The sequence below is a fragment of the Halomonas sp. R57-5 genome (assembly GCF_900070345.1).
GTDB classification, from domain to species: domain Bacteria; phylum Pseudomonadota; class Gammaproteobacteria; order Pseudomonadales; family Halomonadaceae; genus Vreelandella; species Vreelandella ventosae_B.
In genome coordinates this window covers 4,071,476-4,087,346 of the sequence record NZ_LN813019.1, presented here as the reverse complement: position 1 = coordinate 4,087,346, position 15,871 = coordinate 4,071,476, and the positions used below count along the sequence as shown (strand labels likewise).

The 15,871-nt window shown below is 56.0% G+C and carries 17 protein-coding genes; 8 read left to right on the top strand and 9 right to left on the bottom strand.

The features are described from left to right. Nucleotides 1–15 precede the first annotated feature (15 nt). Together HALO_RS18620 and HALO_RS18615 are read right to left on the bottom strand one after the other, a co-directional pair. Nucleotides 16–885, bottom strand: a complete 870-nt coding sequence (locus HALO_RS18620; protein WP_050713834.1) for an SDR family oxidoreductase — start codon at nt 883–885, stop codon at nt 16–18. 55 nt (nt 886–940) lie between these two features. Continuing rightward, a complete protein-coding gene (locus HALO_RS18615; RefSeq protein WP_092490869.1) occupies nt 941–1,519 on the bottom strand; it encodes an SRPBCC family protein in 579 nt (192 codons plus the stop codon). Between the two features lie 104 nt (nt 1,520–1,623). Here HALO_RS18615 and HALO_RS18610 point away from each other — a divergent pair, with 104 nt between their 5' ends. Together HALO_RS18610 and HALO_RS18605 are read left to right on the top strand one after the other, a co-directional pair. Next, nucleotides 1,624–2,505: a LysR family transcriptional regulator gene (locus tag HALO_RS18610; RefSeq protein WP_035576957.1), complete on the top strand. Its 882-nt coding sequence runs from the start codon at nt 1,624–1,626 to the stop codon at nt 2,503–2,505. A gap of 209 nt (nt 2,506–2,714) precedes the next feature. After that, nucleotides 2,715–3,281 (top strand): sugar O-acetyltransferase, encoded by a 567-nt coding sequence (locus HALO_RS18605; RefSeq protein WP_035576959.1) that lies wholly within the window; start codon nt 2,715–2,717, stop codon nt 3,279–3,281. 142 nt (nt 3,282–3,423) lie between these two features. Here the strand turns inward: HALO_RS18605 and HALO_RS18600 are convergent, their stop codons facing one another. Continuing rightward, entirely contained in the window at nt 3,424–4,167 is a 744-nt protein-coding gene (locus tag HALO_RS18600; protein WP_050713833.1) for an SDR family oxidoreductase, read from the bottom strand. Between the two features lie 204 nt (nt 4,168–4,371). Here HALO_RS18600 and HALO_RS18595 point away from each other — a divergent pair, with 204 nt between their 5' ends. Beyond that, entirely contained in the window at nt 4,372–5,292 is a 921-nt protein-coding gene (locus tag HALO_RS18595; protein WP_050713832.1) for an AraC family transcriptional regulator, read from the top strand. A 13-nt stretch (nt 5,293–5,305) separates the two neighbouring features. On the opposite strand, the gene HALO_RS18590 is transcribed toward HALO_RS18595, so the two are convergent. Further along, complete coding sequence (locus HALO_RS18590; RefSeq protein ID WP_035576965.1) at nt 5,306–5,698, bottom strand: RidA family protein; 393 nt, start codon at nt 5,696–5,698, stop codon at nt 5,306–5,308. A gap of 141 nt (nt 5,699–5,839) precedes the next feature. Between HALO_RS18590 and HALO_RS18585 the strand changes: the two genes are divergently transcribed. Next, nucleotides 5,840–6,772 (top strand): LysR family transcriptional regulator, encoded by a 933-nt coding sequence (locus HALO_RS18585; protein WP_035576967.1) that lies wholly within the window; start codon nt 5,840–5,842, stop codon nt 6,770–6,772. 85 nt (nt 6,773–6,857) lie between these two features. Here the strand turns inward: HALO_RS18585 and HALO_RS18580 are convergent, their stop codons facing one another. Then, entirely contained in the window at nt 6,858–7,694 is an 837-nt protein-coding gene (locus tag HALO_RS18580; RefSeq protein ID WP_035576971.1) for an SDR family oxidoreductase, read from the bottom strand. 109 nt (nt 7,695–7,803) lie between these two features. On the opposite strand from HALO_RS18580, the gene HALO_RS18575 reads away from it, so the two are divergent. Then, nucleotides 7,804–8,697 carry a LysR family transcriptional regulator gene (locus HALO_RS18575; RefSeq protein ID WP_035576974.1) on the top strand — a complete coding sequence of 298 codons (894 nt, stop codon included), beginning with the start codon at nt 7,804–7,806 and terminating at the stop codon, nt 8,695–8,697. A gap of 106 nt (nt 8,698–8,803) precedes the next feature. On the opposite strand, the gene HALO_RS18570 is transcribed toward HALO_RS18575, so the two are convergent. Genes HALO_RS18570 through HALO_RS18560 form a run of 3 tightly spaced genes read right to left on the bottom strand, consistent with a single transcriptional unit; the run spans nt 8,804 to nt 11,964 of the window. Continuing rightward, nucleotides 8,804–10,834 (bottom strand): FUSC family protein, encoded by a 2,031-nt coding sequence (locus HALO_RS18570; RefSeq protein WP_050713831.1) that lies wholly within the window; start codon nt 10,832–10,834, stop codon nt 8,804–8,806. A 3-nt stretch (nt 10,835–10,837) separates the two neighbouring features. Further along, nucleotides 10,838–11,722, bottom strand: a complete 885-nt coding sequence (locus HALO_RS18565; RefSeq protein WP_035576980.1) for an efflux RND transporter periplasmic adaptor subunit — start codon at nt 11,720–11,722, stop codon at nt 10,838–10,840. Nucleotides 11,723–11,745: 23 nt separating this feature from the next. Then, nucleotides 11,746–11,964 carry a DUF1656 domain-containing protein gene (locus tag HALO_RS18560; protein ID WP_035576982.1) on the bottom strand — a complete coding sequence of 73 codons (219 nt, stop codon included), beginning with the start codon at nt 11,962–11,964 and terminating at the stop codon, nt 11,746–11,748. 265 nt (nt 11,965–12,229) lie between these two features. On the opposite strand from HALO_RS18560, the gene HALO_RS18555 reads away from it, so the two are divergent. From HALO_RS18555 to HALO_RS18545, 3 genes are all read left to right on the top strand, one after another. Further along, entirely contained in the window at nt 12,230–12,679 is a 450-nt protein-coding gene (locus HALO_RS18555) for an Rrf2 family transcriptional regulator (protein ID WP_035576985.1), read from the top strand. A 148-nt stretch (nt 12,680–12,827) separates the two neighbouring features. Beyond that, complete coding sequence (locus HALO_RS18550) at nt 12,828–13,721, top strand: NAD(P)/FAD-dependent oxidoreductase (protein WP_035576987.1); 894 nt, start codon at nt 12,828–12,830, stop codon at nt 13,719–13,721. Between the two features lie 158 nt (nt 13,722–13,879). Continuing rightward, a complete protein-coding gene (locus tag HALO_RS18545; protein WP_197671951.1) occupies nt 13,880–14,569 on the top strand; it encodes a YoaK family protein in 690 nt (229 codons plus the stop codon). A 109-nt stretch (nt 14,570–14,678) separates the two neighbouring features. Here HALO_RS18545 and HALO_RS18540 read toward each other — a convergent pair whose 3' ends face one another. Further along, a complete protein-coding gene (locus HALO_RS18540) occupies nt 14,679–15,845 on the bottom strand; it encodes an MFS transporter (RefSeq protein ID WP_050713829.1) in 1,167 nt (388 codons plus the stop codon). Between the last annotated feature and the right edge of the window lie 26 nt (nt 15,846–15,871).

Sequence of the window (15,871 nt, the reverse complement as noted above, 5' to 3'; positions counted from 1 at the left end):
GGGAGTGCGCTGCCGTCAGACTGAGGCCGCGACCTGGGTGGCGAATTCGCGATAAGAGKGAAGGGGGCGACCCAGAAGGGCAGTCAGCCGGTCAACGTCACCGGTATCGGGGAGCATCCCCTCGGTGATGAAACGCTCGCTCATCAGGCGCATGTCGTAAGCCATCCAACTCGGCATGTGCTGCAATAGGTTCTGTTCGAACGCGACGGTATCCTCACCCGGATAGGCGATGGGGCGACCAAGTACATCGGTCCAAATAGCGGCAATGTCCTGGCCGGTTAGCGTGTCGGGGCCAACGAGATTGATTCGCTCGATCGGTAGCGGTACGGCTGACTGTTCGCGGCGCAGGAGCTCAAGGGCGGCGACCTCGCCGATGTCACGCGTGTCGACCATCGCCAGGCCCTTACTGCCGATCGGCATTGGGTAAATGCCGTATCCGGTGATTACCTCCTTGATGGTCAGATCGTTCTCGATGAAGTAAGCGGGCCGCAGGATGGTGGCGTTAAAGCCCATCTGCTCGATCATGCGCTCCACACCGTACTTGCCGGCAAAGTGCGGCACATTGACGTACAGATCGCTGTGGATGACCGAGAGGTAGACAATTCGCTCAATGCCGGCCTCACGGGCGAGATTAAGCGCGATCAGCGACTGGGTGTACTCGTCGGGCACCACCGCGTTGAGCAAAAAGAGCGTCGAGACGCCGGAGAAGGCATTGCGTAGCGAGTCCACGTCGAGCAGATCACCCTGGACGACGCCAACACTCGTAGGAAAGTTGGCCTTAGGGGTATCGCGGACAAGCACGCGGACATCGGCATCGCGCTTGACGAGTTGTTCGACAACTTGGCGGCCGACAGTGCCGGTGGCGCCGGTAACGAGAATGGTCATGATGATTTCCTTGGGTTGCGGGTTGTTGACTGATACTGGTTTGGGCGTGAAGACGTCACGCGGCGTCGAAATGGTCGACGATGTTGTTMAAGCAGACCTTCATGTATCCCTTCCACTGGGTGCCTACGAAAAGCCTAAGCGGAATCGCCGCCAGGCCGTTTCTTGCGTGGAACGTATAGGCCCACTTAGCCTGCGTTCCGCCTTCCACTGCCACGAACCACCACTGGCCGCATGCATGCGACATCAGGTGCTTCAGCGAAAAGCTCGGGTCGCTGACGTGGTAGGCGAAAAAGGCTGGACGGTCGTAATGCGTGAGGCCTTCGCGCACGCTACTGCTATCGTGAAGGTGCASGGTGCGTGTCGAGCCGGGCCGATCCCAGGGGCCAGAGACATCTGACGTTGACGCCACAGCTGGCACAAGCCCGTAACCCGTGAGGATCTTTGGCAGTACGTCCTGTGCAGCAACGAAGTCGAAAACGTCTTTGATTTCGCCAGGAATAAAGCACTCTAGCGTGACGGCGATTCCTGGCCGTTCGGCGCGATGGGTAGCAGGGTCGCTACTATTCCCATCCGAATGGTTACCGCGCGGCTCGTCTGCCAGGGAAGTCAGGATTAGTGTCTTAGGGCTTTTCATAAGAACTCCTTTGGTTCGGGTTGCGTATGACCGAACAATAGGTGGTTTCATATTCAAAACAAAGACGCTAAATTAGAGATGGTTCGTATCAAATTTGAGACATCATGGATCTAAACGCTCTGAATGATTTCCAACTGGTGGCCGTCCACGGCGGTTTTGGACGTGCAAGCCGGGCCAGCGGCAGATCCAAGGCAACCTTGTCGCGCCGAGTGGCTGATCTGGAAGAAAACCTAGGCGTTCGACTCTTCGAACGAAGTGACCGCAGCCTCGAGCTGACCGAAGCTGGCCAACTGCTGCTCGCACGAATTGAGGGGCCAATGCGTGAGGTGGCCGAAGCAGTAGCGGCGGCGCGAGATGGCCTTGATACCCCGAGAGGAAGGCTGCGCGTAGCGGCACCGTTGTTGTTTTCGCAGGTGGCGCTTGGGCGACTGGCTGCCGCCTTCCAGGCGATCCATCCCGACGTGCAGATAGAAGCGGTGGCCGAAGACCGGCTCGCCGATCTCGTCGAAGAGCATTTCGATGTCGCCATCCGCATCAATCCGCACAAGGACAGCATGCTGGTGGGCAGGTGTTTTGCCCGAGACAGACTTGTCTTGGTGGCAGCTCCCTCGGTTCAGATACCAAAGCAGAGCGGGGATGAGCCGCTCCGCATTCCGGCGATTGTCATGCCGACGTATCGAGAAGGTGAGGTCTGGTTCGTCCAGGATGGCCAATTGTCCGTCGAACCACAGCCTGTCTTACGGCTGTCCTCGCTCCTGACTGTTCGAGATGCCGCTGTGGCGGGTGCAGGAGCGGCCATGTTGCCGCAATCCATCATTGGAGGCCTGCTGGAAAGAGGCGAGCTGGTGTCGTGGGGCGCCGCCGGCAACGAAGTCGAGCTTTGGGTTCTGCATACCTCTCGACGCTTACAGAGCCCCAAAGTCCGGGCCTTTGTGGAGTTCATCTGCAACTATTACCCCAATGGATCATTTGTCGTTCAGGAATAATCTCTGGGCGTGGAAAGATCACGGCCTGAATCGCTGGGGCGCGCGATCATCGATCCAAGCTTTAGCGTCCCTATGGTCTTAGCCGTGTTCAGGGACTGATGACCTCGATGCTTGCTCGTCAACCAGCTGCGTTATGTTACGACGAAGCGGCGTCAGGATAATAACGGCTAGCGTTGATTAACGATGGGTTTTAGCAAGGAAAACAACTAATGCGTTCAGAAAAAGACAAGATGCTAGCAGGGGAGCTCTATAACCCTGCTGATCCGGTACTGCTAAAAGAGCGTGAAGAAACACGACGACAAGTGAGGCTCTACAATCACGTATTGGAAACTGACGTCCAGCGTTTGAAAGCCTTGAAAGCATTGTTCGGATCGACGGGAGAAAATCTCTATATAGAGCCCAATCTACGTTTGGATTACGGGTATAACATCCATGTAGGTGAAAACTTTTTCGCTAACTTCGACTGCATCCTGCTGGATGTTTGTGAAATACGCTTTGGCGATAACTGCATGCTTGGGCCGAATGTGCAGATTTATACGGCGACCCATCCGCTTGATCCGCATGAGCGCAATGCGGGTAAAGAATACGCAAAGCCGATTACATTTGGCGATAACGTCTGGATTGGTGGTGGAGCCATCATTAATCCAGGCGTTAGAGTAGGCAATAACGTGGTCATAGCGTCGGGCGCTGTTGTAACCAAGGATGTACCCGATAATGTGGTGGTAGGCGGTAATCCTGCTCGCATAATTAAAAATATTGCAGTGAAGGGTGGGTAATCGTTAGCTTGCGTTGAGGTAAGGGCTTGTCTTCTATCCTTTATTCGCTCTGAGCATGGTTGGCAGACGTGAATGGACAAATGCACTGCGGCCATCAGCAAACAGTGCATGTGCGAGTTAGAAGGCTAGAGGATAGGGGAACTCACATCTTGCTGAGCATCTCGACCGCTTGATCGAAGTGTCCGTCACGCTCTGCCCAGCGTAAGAAATTGACTTTCTCCACCAAAATCTCCTTGGGTGTCGGTTGCTGTTGAAACAGTGTCATGACCTCTTCGATATAGTCATCAAGCGGCATATAGCCTTCACGGGTCGACTGCCCAGGTGTCAGTTCTGTCTGAACCGCAGGAGGAGCCAGCTCAATAAGCTCGACCTTGCCCTTGAGCTGTTCGCGCAGGGAGATCGTATAGGAGTGAATGGCCGCTTTGGTGGCGTTGTAGGTTGGCGTGCCGCTCAACGGTACAAAAGCTAGGCCAGAGGAAACGTTCACGATAACGGCGKCGGGCTGGCTTACCAAGTGGTCAGTGAGCGCGTTTGTCAGTCGGATGGGCCCCAGCAAGTTGGTGACGACTGTCTGCTCGGCATCGCTCAGGTCTCGGGTGCAGGACAAGTCCTCGCGACGCATAATGCCCGCATTGTTGATCAGCACATTGAGGTTGGGATGCTCGGCGATGACACGCTCAGCAAAGGCGGTGATCTCCTCTGGATCCTCAACATCGACAACCATCGCGTGCATGTCGCGCTGGCCAGCGATGGTTTCCTCCAGCGTTTCCATGCGCCGCCCGGCGACGATTACGGTGTTGCCAAGCGAGTTGAAGCGAAGCGCAAGCTCACGGCCAATGCCTGATCCACCGCCGGTGATGAGCATGGTATTTCCTGAAGTTTTCACTTTTAAACCCTCCATCAATGTGAATAACGCTGCATGACTCAAGACCATTGAGGCGTCCGCGATAATGGCTGAGTCATCTCAGTGTAGGCATTTGCTGATGGCAAGGCTTGCCAAGCCTTGCGCAAAACTTGCCTGATCCTGCAGGTGTGGAGAAACCCTTTCTGAGCCATGCTAACGTTGAGATGGGATGCTGGAGGAATGCATATGAACTCACTCAAACAGGCGGTTCAAACCTATGCCAATCACGATGGCCTGGTGATAACCCCATTGCCGGGGCTTAGCATGATGAGCGTCGAAACCCCTGCTGGTGATTTGCAGTCGGTATACAAGCCGTTGGTTTGCCTGGTGTTACAGGGAGCAAAACGCATGGTGGTTGGGCACCAGAGCCGAGTGGTAGCGGCCGGTGAGTCGGCGATTGTGAGCGCGGATATGCCGGTCGTCGGGCGGATTGTCCAAGCCAGCCCGAGTGAGCCCTATCTGGCCGTTGCGATTGACCTGGATAGAAGGATCTTGCGCGAGCTTACCGCCCACATGGGCAGCGTGCGTACCCAGCGGCCATCCGAGATGCAGACGTTATTCGCCGAAGACACCGAAGCCGAGTTGATTGACTGCGCATCCCGGCTGATGAAMCTGCTGGATCGTCCCGAATCCGAGCCGCTTCTGCGCCCCGGCATCATGCAGGAGCTGCATTATTGGCTGCTCTCGGGGCCTCACGGCAATGCACTGCGGGAGATTGCCGATCCGGATAGTTACGCAAGCCGCCTCGCCGCTGCTATCGAGATTCTCAGAGCTAACTACACCTCACGCGTGCCGGTGGAACAGTTGGCGACTGAGGCGGGCATGAGCCTTAGCTCGTTTCACAAGCACTTCAAGCAGATGACGTCGCTAACGCCGGGCCAATACCAGCAGCGGCTGCGCTTGATCGAAGCGCGCCGCCTGATGCTTGACGAAGGTGTTACCGCGAGCAATGCCGCCTTTGAAGTGGGGTACGAAAGTGTCTCTCAGTTCACTCGCGAATACGGCCGTCTTTTCAAATCGCCGCCAAAGCGTGACGCACTGCGCTTGCAGAAAACCATCGGGGCCGCCAGTAGAAGCGCCGCTCCGCCGAGACGGATAGGCGCTTGAGGTACATGGCTGCTTACTCGGGGAGTTTGGCAATGACCTTGATTTCAAAATCAAAGCCCGCCAGCCAAGTGACGCCGACCGCTGTCCAGTTAGGGTAAGGTTTTTCCGGAAACGCGCGCGCCTTGGCTTCCAACCAGATAGGGAATTGGGCTTCCGGGTCGGTATGGAAGCTCGTCACATCGACGATATCGTCAAAGCTTGCGCCTGCTGCCTCCAGAACACGCTGCAGGTTATTAAACGCGAGCTGTACCTGAGCGGCGAAGTCTGGCTCGGGCGAGCCGTCTTCACGGCTGCCGACCTGGCCCGACACGAACAGAAAATCGCCAGAGCGGACAGCAGCGGAATAGGTGTTTTGTTCATAAAGCGCCTGGCGGCCTTGGGGGAAAACGACGTCACGCTTAGCCATGGGTATCTCCATCAGTAGGCCGGAACCGACCCGTTGTTTACGATGAAGTCACTTTAAGCCTGCATTCGTGGTGGATAAACGGCGAATTCTGTTCAACATTGTTTGTAGTTTTCAAACAATCACAAGGTGTTTGACTTAGCCATGGATCGTTTTAACGCAATGCAGGCATTCGCCCGAGTCGTGGAGACGGGCAGCTTTACCAAGGCAGCTGATACACTGCACATGAGCAAGACCAGCGTGACGCAACTGGTGCAACAGCTAGAGGCACGGCTGCGTGTAAAGCTGCTCAACCGCACCACTCGCAAGGTTAACGTCACGGCGGATGGCGCGGCCTACTACGAGCGCGTTATCAAGCTTCTGGCCGATATGGATGATGCTGAAACCAGCCTCTCCAATGCCTCGGTGTTGCCGCGTGGTCGATTAAGAGTGGACGTACCCAGTCCTTTTGCCCGGATGATTCTGATTCCCGCCTTGCCCGCGTTTCACGCTCGCTATCCCGATATTCAAATCGATATGGGGGCGAGTGATCGCATGGTGGATCTGATAGGTGAAAGCGTGGACTGTGTGGTGCGCGGCGGAGAACTCACTGATTTATCGTTAGTGGCGCGCCGCGTAGGCGACCTGAAGATCGGTATTTACGCAGCGCCGAGCTATCTGAAAAGTGCTGGTTTGCCTTCACACCCGCAAGAACTCTCAGCTCCCCCTCACTACATTGTAGGGCTCCGGTGGGCCCGGGCCGGGGTGGGTTCTCCCTACGCCATGTACCGCAACGGAGAGCGCGTCACCGTACAAGGGCGCTATGTGGTTTCGGTTGATGACGGTAATGCCGGTCTTGCAGCAGGAATAGCGGGGCTCGGCGTAGTTTGGCTTCCTGACTACATGGCCAGTGAGCACGTATCTCGCGGGGAGCTGGTTCGCCTATTTGATGGCTGGCATCTCGACCCAATGCCGATGTACGTCGCTTTTCCACCGAATCGGCACGTCAGCGCCAAGCTGCGTGTGTTCATTGATTGGGTGGTAGATTTGATGGCGCAGCATGCGCCTATCGTTGATCGACAGATGCATAAACGCTAACGGTGCAGCCCTTCCTCTTTAAATAGTACTCGACGGTCAGCTCGGGTATCCCCAATAAAAGGCGTAACCAAAGTTTAACCGCATATCAGTTTGCCTCATCTTTGTCGGCAGATAGGGCAATGTCCTTATACTTTTCAAGCGAATCAATCCGCTCGTTTAGCGCATGACTAATTGAGTTATAGGCGGTGCTTCCCAACGCCAAGCGTAATGGCGGGTTCTGCATATCCGCTGCTTTAATAATGGCATCAATGGTATTGGTCGCATCGCCTTTAATGGCAAAGGCGCCTGATACCAGTGCTCTACGTAGCTCCCCCGCAGGGGTGTTTTCATAAGCTGGCATGGGGTGTGTGCGGTCTAGCCCTTCCGCGAAGTTGGTGGCCGTGGGGCCAGGCTCGGCGATAATGAAGTCAATTCCAAAAGGTGCGGCTTCTTTCGCCACTGACTCGACAAACCCTTCAATGCCCCACTTAGTGGCGTGATAAAGGCTGAAGCTTGGATAGGCGATCTGGCCGCCCTCCGACGATACCTGAACAATGCGGCCGCCCCCTTGTTCGCGAAGATGGGGGAGCACTGCGCGGATGAATTGAATGGAGCCGGTGAGGTTCGTCGCTATTTGCCGCTCGATCTGTTGGTCGCTAGCTTCTTCGGCAGCGCCAAAGAGACCATAGCCCGCATTGCTGACCACCACATCGATTCGACCGAGTTTTGCGAATGCTTGTGAAATGGCATCTCTCATCGTCGATGTATCGGTTACGTCGAAGGTCAACTGCCGCAAACGATCTCCGTGTAGGGCTAACAAGTCGTCCAGCGCACCCTTGCGTCTTAGCGTGGCCACAACGCGGTCGCCGCGTTCGAGCAGCCGTTCAGTAAGTAGGCGGCCGAGGCCAGTGGATGTGCCTGTGATAAGCCAGGTTTTAGTCATAAGAAATCCCCTAAGTCATTAAACAAATGTTGCAAGACATAGGCTAGGGCAGTATCACTGGTTAAAGAATACTCAACAATTGGCACGAGGAGGTGAAAGTAATTCACTAATGAGTAAGCCAACGTTAGCCGACCTCAAGGCCTTTCAGGCAGTGGCCGAACACCGCAGCTTTCGCCGAGCAGCCGACCTAATGGGCGTCAGCCGCTCTTCACTTAGCCACACCGTACGTACGCTGGAACAAAGGTTGGGAACCAGGCTGCTGCACCGAACCACCCGTAGCGTCTCTTTGACCGAGAGCGGTGAGCGCCTGCTACTACGTTTGAGTCCGCTATTGAGTGACTTGGACACGATTCTCGAAGATGCATCAAGCTTCGAAGGAAAGGTCACGGGCAGGTTGCGTATCAACGGTAGCGAAGCGGCCATTCGCTTGTTGCTGCAAACTGTTGTGCCGCAGTTTCTCACCCTTCATGAAGGTGTCGAGCTTGATCTTGTGGCAGAGGGGCGGCTTGTGGATATCGTCGGGCAGGGGTTTGATGCGGGCGTCAGGCTGAGAGAGGCAGTTCCTCAGGATATGATAGCCATCCCCGTGGGTCATGATCTGCGCTTTCTTGCCGTTGCCTCACCTAGCTATCTACAGGGCCGTCCGATACCCGAAACGCCAAGCGACCTTGCGTCTCAACGATGCATAAGACAGAGGCTGCCGAGTGGCAAGCTCTACCGCTGGGAGTTCCACCAGAATGGCCAGGACGTGGCGGTTGATGTGCCTGGCGCTCTGACCTTGGATAGCAGCCCACTTATGGTGGAAGCCGCCGCGGATGGGTTAGGCATTGCCTATGTTCCAGAGTCTTATGCTCAAGCCTATTTGAGCGATGGAAGGCTGGTTACCGTGCTCAATGAGTGGTGTCCACGGATCCCTGGGCTGTTTCTCTACTACCCGAATAATCGGCTTGTGCCGCCAAGCCTGCGTGCCTTCATCGATCTGCTGCAAGAGAGGCGAGTTTAAGCTGGATGAGACGAGTTTAAACTGGAGGAAAGTGCCCCGGATTGAGTGTTCATCTACCACCTCGGCCTAAGCTTTGCTTCCCTTACCAGTTGCCAGAAGCCTCCGCCTACCTAGGCCGCTCCGCCATGATGCGCGCAAGGCGCTCTAGGGCCAGTTCGAGCCGTTCAATCAAACCCTCCAGCAGTACGCGGCGGTCGGCGGGGACATCGCCATAGGCCATAATCGCCTCATCCAGCTGTTTACCTGCTTCGCGAATCCCTTGAGGTGGCCGCCCGTTGGCGCTCTCTTCAAACCCGCTAGCTAGCGTGCCTAGTAGGTGGCGATGCGCCTCGCGGATGCTCGGGTGAGGTGCATCATCAAGCCGATCACGCAGGCGCAGCGTAGCGGTGCCAACATCCAGTCCGGTCAAACCCAGAATAAACAGGTGGCGCTGGTCTTCGGGTAGCATGTCGTCATGCTGAGCCAGTTGCAGAAGCCGATCCGCCATGTGGCCGCTGAAGCGGGTTTCGGCGTCGCGAATCGAGCGCTGGCTTAGCTCATGGATATCGGTGGAAATTGCATTGATTAAACGCCGCCGCCGAAGTCGGGTGCCCAGCCCCGGCAGCAGGCGAAAGCCCATGACCACACAGCTTAGCCCGATCACTACGGCCACCACCCGGTTGGCAAAACTATCGAACGAGAAGTCCATGCCGTTTCCGGGCATGGTGAGCAGAATATTGAAAATGGTGAAGGCCAGGCAGTAACCCATGGTCGCCGGGTTAGTGGCGCCCAGCAGGCCTAAAAACAGCGGCGTGCCAAACAGCATGGCCAGCATCGGGAAGCCATTGGCCTGTGAGAGCAGCACATGGCCGAACAGAAAAGCACTGGGAATCGCCGCCAGCATGCCCTTATAGAACATCATGGTAATCGCCAGGGGATTATCACGGCTGGCGAAAAAAGCTGAAAACAGCGTGCCCAGCATCAYCGCGATCATGGCGCTCTGCCAGGCGGTGACGATCCAGAAAGTCGCCAGTAGCGAAAATACTAGCCCTGAGCGAATGGCGTTAATACCGGCGGCGAGGTGATCGCGGTGCCAGGCCAGTGGCGATGAGCGCAGTTTATGGCTCTCCGGCGAGGCAATCGCCTCCCGGGCATCGAGCATGATCATGGCGTGGCCGATCGATTCACGGAGCCCCAACCGCAGACGCCGATCGAGAGGGGCTAAGCTGGCCTCTTCCTCGCTTTCATGAACCCGGTGGCGTAGCGACTGGAGGGCTTTTCTGGCCTCAACGACCCCTTTGACGTGTTCAGCATCGCGAAAGCCTTTTGCGACCTCACCTGCGAGTTCGATACTTTGTGGGGCGAGTCGGTCGGCGTGGTCGTGCATTAGCTGATGCAGCGCCTGCAGATTGGCGAAAAAGCGCAGCGTGCGGCGGGTTAGTACATGGGCTGCGCGCACTCGGCCGGGGCCTACCGGGCCTTCAAAGCGGGCGGCCTGGCTGTCGGTTTCCAGCAGAGTTAACGGCACGAGGCTGCTGCGCAGGGCTTTCTGCATTGCCGGAATATCGCCGCTGGCTTCTAAGCGCAGGGCGGCATGCTCGAAGGCTTCGTTGATCACGCTGTCGGCCTGAGTGGCCAGGTGGGTGCCCACATGGGACGGCCAGAGCAGCGAGCTGACCAGCATGGCACAGATGGCTCCCAGCCCAAGCTCGGTAAGGCGCGCCACAGCGATATCGAAAATCCCGGCGGGCGAACTGCCGCTGGAGATAACCACGATCAGCATCGCGGTGACGGATGCCATCAGGCAGCCGTAAGTGTAGTTATTACGCCATAGTGAGCCCACGTAGGTGCACAGCATAATCMAAGCGGTCAGCACGATAAGCGCGGGTACTCGGGCCTGGGCAAATAGGGCCATGATCGCGATACCCGCCACGGCACCAATAAAGGTGCCGACAAGTTGGCAGATGCCTTTCTCTACCACCATGCCACTCATGGGGCGGATCTGCAGAAACGCTGCCGACATCAGCGCCCAGTAGGGGCGCTCCAAGTCGAACATCAGCGCGATATAGAGAGCGAGCATCATTGCCAGAGTGGTCTTGATGGCAAACTTGACCGCTGTGGCGTTGGGCGTCAGGTAGGTGCTAACAAACGGCGACATGGGTTACTCAGACTGATCGGCAGCGTTTTTAGCAGGGCGGACACGCACGGTTGCGGTCATGCCGACGCTTAGCAGAGTGTCATCAGGAACGTCTTCTAGTGCAATGCGCACCGGAATGCGCTGCGCCAAGCGCACCCAGCTAAAGGTGGGCTCCACTTGCGGTAGCAACTGCTGGTTAAGGGTTGTGTTGCTATCGGCAATGCCTCGGCCAATACCCGCTACGCGGCCCGCCAGATGGGTGTCGCCGTTCATCAGAATCACATCCACCGGATCGCCCACGTCGATCGACGTCATTTTGGTCTCTTCGAAGTAACCCACGACATAGAAGGAATTATCCGCGATCAGCGCCATCACCGGCGTGCCGCGATTAGCGTAAGTACCAGCGGTAAGATGGACATTGAGGATATGACCACTGACCGGTGCGGTTATTTGGGTGCGCGCTAAATCAAGCTGGGCGCTGGCCAGCTCTGCCTGGGCCTGCTGTAAATCGGCAGCGGCAATGCGCGAGTTGATCTGGGCAATCTGCTGGTTTTCTGCGCTAATCGCCCGATTGTTGCTCAACTGGTTACGTCGACTCTCCTCGGCGCGGCTTAGCTCCAGGGTCGCCTGACGATGTTCAACCGTCGCCTGGGCGCTGTCCACCGCTGCTTGGTAACGCGTGTTGTCGATCTCAAACAGCGTATCACCTTGGGCAACATAGTCGGTGTCCACCACTTCAAGTGTGCGTACCCAGCCAGAGACATCGGGGGCAATCGTCACCACTTCCGCATGAACCCGAGCGTCACGAGTCCAGGGGGTATAGAGGTAGTAGTGCCATAGCCATGCACCGGCGGCAACGGCAATGGCGACAATAACGAGGGTGAGCAAAATACGGAGCGAAGGGCGCATCGGCGATTCTCTCAAGGGCTGTCTTAAGGGCTTTGAAGCAAAACAGTAAAAATGAACGTGGTGGCAGCGGTGAGGATGACAAATAATGAAATGTCGAACCACGCCTCGTACCAGAGCGCGTACTCGCCGACCACCCAGTGCAGTAGTGAACGAACGGTCAGCGTAGCAACAAAGCCGATCAGCGCGTAGATCAACAGAGGGCTTAAGTAGATGCCACCGACAGCGATTTCTTGAAGACCCATAACATCCTTAAGTGGCCTGGAAGTAACGACAATGGGAGGCGCTAAATGGGGCTAATGACGTGCCAGACATTTATCCCCTGCCAGTGAAAGTGACTCAGCACCAGTATAGAGAGCGAGAGCATAGTTTGCCTTATAACGGCGAATGAGGTGTAGGTTCGTGTGCGGTGGCCCTGGTAGGGTTCATTCCCAGCCCTATTCGCGGGTGTGCTAAAGTGCAGCTTCGTCGTTTTCCTTTGTTTATCCTCTGAATAGTTGACTGTTGCCCGTGAGAACAGATAGCCGCCTCTCTCGTATGCTGCATGTGCTACTGCACATCGCGCGGGAATCCCAACCGATTACTTCAGAACAGATTGGTGCCATGCTGGGCACCAACGCTGCCGTGGTACGGCGCACTATGGCGGGCCTTCGGAAAGCGGGCTATGTAAAGTCTGAGAAGGGCCACAACGGTGGCTGGCGCATCGCCTGTGATTTGCACAGCGTAACGCTGCTGGATATACACAACGCCGTAGGCGGGCCGCGCATTTTCGCTATCGGCACCGACCGTGATAACCCGGACTGCGCGGTAGAGCAGGTGGTTAATGCGGCGCTTTTTGATGCCATGCGCGAAGCGGAAGCGCTACTGATCGCCCGCTTGGGAGCGATCACGCTAGCGGAATTGGCCACTCAGTTTGACGATATTGCGACGCGCAAAGGCTACCAACTGCCGACGCCTTAATACTTCAACACCTACCCGATTGACGTTAATCGGCATTCTCAACATTGCCATTGACCTCTGTGCGCTTTTTAATGCATCAATAAAAGATACATGAAATTAGTTTATTCACCATGGGCTTAAAAGGCTGGGTGCACACGGAGGAAGAGCAATGAGTTTTGATACAGTGATTATCGGTGGCAGCTACGCGGGTATGGCGGCAGGGCTACAGCTGGCCCGAGCAAGGCGGAAAATATTACTGATAGATGCGGGACAGCCCCGCAACCGTTTTACGTCTCACTCCCATGGTTTTTTAACCCAGGATGGTGCGCCACCCGCAGAGATAGCAGCAGAGGCCCGTAGCCAACTGATGGAGTACCCAACGGTTGAGTGGCACACGGGGCGGGTGGAGGCAGTAACGGGGGCGGCTGATAATTTCTTGGTGGCGCTGGCTGATGGAAGCACCTATCAGGCACGGCGCATTATTCTGGCCGCGGGTGTTACCGATGAGCTTCCAGGCTTACCGGGGCTCGCCGAGCTGTGGGGCAAACGCGTTTTTCACTGTCCGTATTGCCATGGCTATGAGCTGGGCAAAGAGGGTATCGGTGTGCTGGCAACCTCAGAACTCGCGATGCCCCACGGCTTAATGCTGCCCGACTGGGGCGCCACCACGCTGTTTCTTAACGATGCCTTTGAACCCAATGCCGAACAGCTGGCTCAGCTTAAGGCGCGTGGCACCCAGGTAGAGTATGGCGCAGCGGCACGTATTAGTGCGCAAGCAGAGGGTGTCGAGCTGGTAATGCAGGATGACCGCGTATTTCCACTGGAGGGTCTATTTGTCGCGCCACGCATTCACCTTAGCCCACTGGCAGCACAATTGGGCTGCGAGCTTGAAGAGTCTCCCATGGGTAATATCGTCAAAACCGATGCAATGCAGGCTACTTCAATCCCGGGCGTGTTCGCCTGCGGCGACTTAGCGCGTGGTGCGGGCTCGGTGACGTTTGCCGTTGCCGACGGCGCCATGGCAGGGCTTTCTACCCATAGAACGCTAATGTCTGGCATTTAATGTTTGGCTTCAGCTGTCGATATGTAAGCTAACTCTCAATTAGTTAAATTAGAACTATGCTTTAGTATTAGTGTCGTACTTGCCAACTCTTAGGTAGTCGGAGAAGGCGTTTGTTAATCAAAAAGAAGAAAGCTCGGTCTCATACCGAGGATCGCTGCTTGGCTCTGGTACTGGCGACGGCTGCCGGTATCCTCAATGCCATGGCGTTGGGTGCTTTTGGGTTTCTCCCTTCGCATATGAGTGGCAACGCCTCACAAATGTCGACGGAAGTAGTCAGCCCCGATACCTATGGCTTGTTGTTTCTGGCAGCCCTGCTCTTGGCATTCGYGATAGGCAGTACGCTCGCACGCGTTGCCGTGGTCGTGGGGCAGAAACTCAGAACCATCTTCTGCCTGATTCTCTTGGCGGAGGGCGTGGCATTGACTGCAGTGTCGGTGTTTGAACTGCTGTTTTACTCGACACGCTTCAACGAGGAAGTGCTGATAGCACTGGGCTTCTTGATGGGTGTACACAACGCGACGTCAACGCAACTCTCAAACGGGCGGGTGAGGTCGACTCACGTGACCGGCACACTAACGGATGCTGGTATCGCGTTAGGCTCGTTCCTATCATCCTTGGTGGCACGGGGTGAGGCGACCGACCGCCGTTCTTGCCGAAAGCAACTCTATACGCATTTGACGACGATTTTTTCATTTCTAACGGGGTGTGTCGTCGGATTTGTGTTGTTCAATTTGTTTGGTTTCAAGGCAATGCTGGGGCTGGGGGTGGTTTTGATGATCGTTCCCTTGAGCGCAATTGTTATCACAGTGCGTACGGCAAGTAAGTTGATGGACGCCAGAAGAGCCTAACGGGTAGTGACGTCCCTTCGCCGGTCGCACAGTTACGATTGACTAAACTGCATTGGCATCAGGCTTGCTGTGTACCTGAGCGCCCTCCGCTAATAGATAGACTGGCGCACTAATGCTGGGCATTTATCAAAAGCGCCAACTGTACTAATGCCCCTACTGCAGCGATAGCCCCCGCGACCACTGCTAATGTCGAAACGGGCAGGTGGAGGGAAAGCAAAACTCCGCCACACGCCGCACCAATGGCACTGCCTAAATAGAGCGCCGATTCATTGAGCGCGACCGCCAAGTTGCCGTCGCCATGGGTTTGTCTCGTACGAACGAGCTCGTTGTTTTGTGGCACTTGCAACGCCCAGCCCACGGCGCCCCAAAGCGCGACCGGAAGTAACGTTAGCAGAGGATGAACCGACGCCGAAAAAGGCAGGGCGATGAGCGCTATAAAGAGCAGCAGCATAATCGCCAAGGTAACTACCGGACCGTTGAATTTGTCGACCAATGGGCCAATCAGAAAGCTGCCCACGACGCCGCCAATTCCCCATACCCATAAATAACCGGTAATCGACTGAACAGCGCCTGACTCGGTGGCCGCCATAAAAGGGGCGATAAAGGTATACATGCCCAAACTGGCAATGGCGCCCAATAAGGAAACCGCCAGTATGGCCATGGCATGAGGGCTTCGTAAAATAGCGAGTTTGCGAACAAGTGAAAGCGTTGGTGCGGATGGAATCGCAGGTAGTTTTACCTGTAGCCCTGTGTAGGCGATTAACCCAAGTGCTGAAATAAGCCACATCGCTGACTCCCAGCCGAAACGCTCCGCCAGTAACAGGCTGATAGGCACCCCCAGTACCGTGCCGCTCGCCATACCACCCATAATGATGGCAATCGCTTTACCGCGGTGAGCCTCAGCAGTTATGGCGACTGAGGCGGCAATGCCCATGGCAAGGTAAACCCCTGCGCCAACGCCAGCGACCGCCCGCCATATGGCGAGGGATATAAAACTGGTGGCGAGGGCGCTGGCGATATTAGCCACAATAAAAACGGCTAACGCTAGTAGTAGGCCCAGGCGTTGGTGCTTGCCAGGCAGTAGCGCAACGATTACAGGCGAGCCTAAGCCATAAGCTAAGGTAAATGCCGTGACTAACTGAGCAGCCGTGGCCGCAGAGACACTAAAGGCGTCTTCAATGAGGGGAATTAGTCCCGCAGTGACATAAGAGGCCATCCCAAGTGCAAMCGCACCCAGTGCCACGAGATATACCGATAGACGAGATTGGYCAGCCATAACGCACTCCAGGCATAAGCATTAGA

What these genes read in the sequence shown, in the direction of transcription:
- HALO_RS18585 (WP_035576967.1), top strand. Translation starts at nt 5,840, where the DNA reads ATGGATCGTTTTAACGCAATGCAGGCATTCGCCCGAGTCGTGGAGACG.
- HALO_RS18605 (WP_035576959.1), top strand. Translation starts at nt 2,715, where the DNA reads ATGCGTTCAGAAAAAGACAAGATGCTAGCAGGGGAGCTCTATAACCCT.
- HALO_RS18610 (WP_035576957.1), top strand. Translation starts at nt 1,624, where the DNA reads ATGGATCTAAACGCTCTGAATGATTTCCAACTGGTGGCCGTCCACGGC.
- HALO_RS18580 (WP_035576971.1), bottom strand. Translation starts at nt 7,694, where the DNA reads ATGACTAAAACCTGGCTTATCACAGGCACATCCACTGGCCTCGGCCGC.
- HALO_RS18560 (WP_035576982.1), bottom strand. Translation starts at nt 11,964, where the DNA reads ATGGGTCTTCAAGAAATCGCTGTCGGTGGCATCTACTTAAGCCCTCTG.
- HALO_RS18590 (WP_035576965.1), bottom strand. Translation starts at nt 5,698, where the DNA reads ATGGCTAAGCGTGACGTCGTTTTCCCCCAAGGCCGCCAGGCGCTTTAT.
- HALO_RS18565 (WP_035576980.1), bottom strand. Translation starts at nt 11,722, where the DNA reads ATGCGCCCTTCGCTCCGTATTTTGCTCACCCTCGTTATTGTCGCCATT.
- HALO_RS18575 (WP_035576974.1), top strand. Translation starts at nt 7,804, where the DNA reads ATGAGTAAGCCAACGTTAGCCGACCTCAAGGCCTTTCAGGCAGTGGCC.
- HALO_RS18550 (WP_035576987.1), top strand. Translation starts at nt 12,828, where the DNA reads ATGAGTTTTGATACAGTGATTATCGGTGGCAGCTACGCGGGTATGGCG.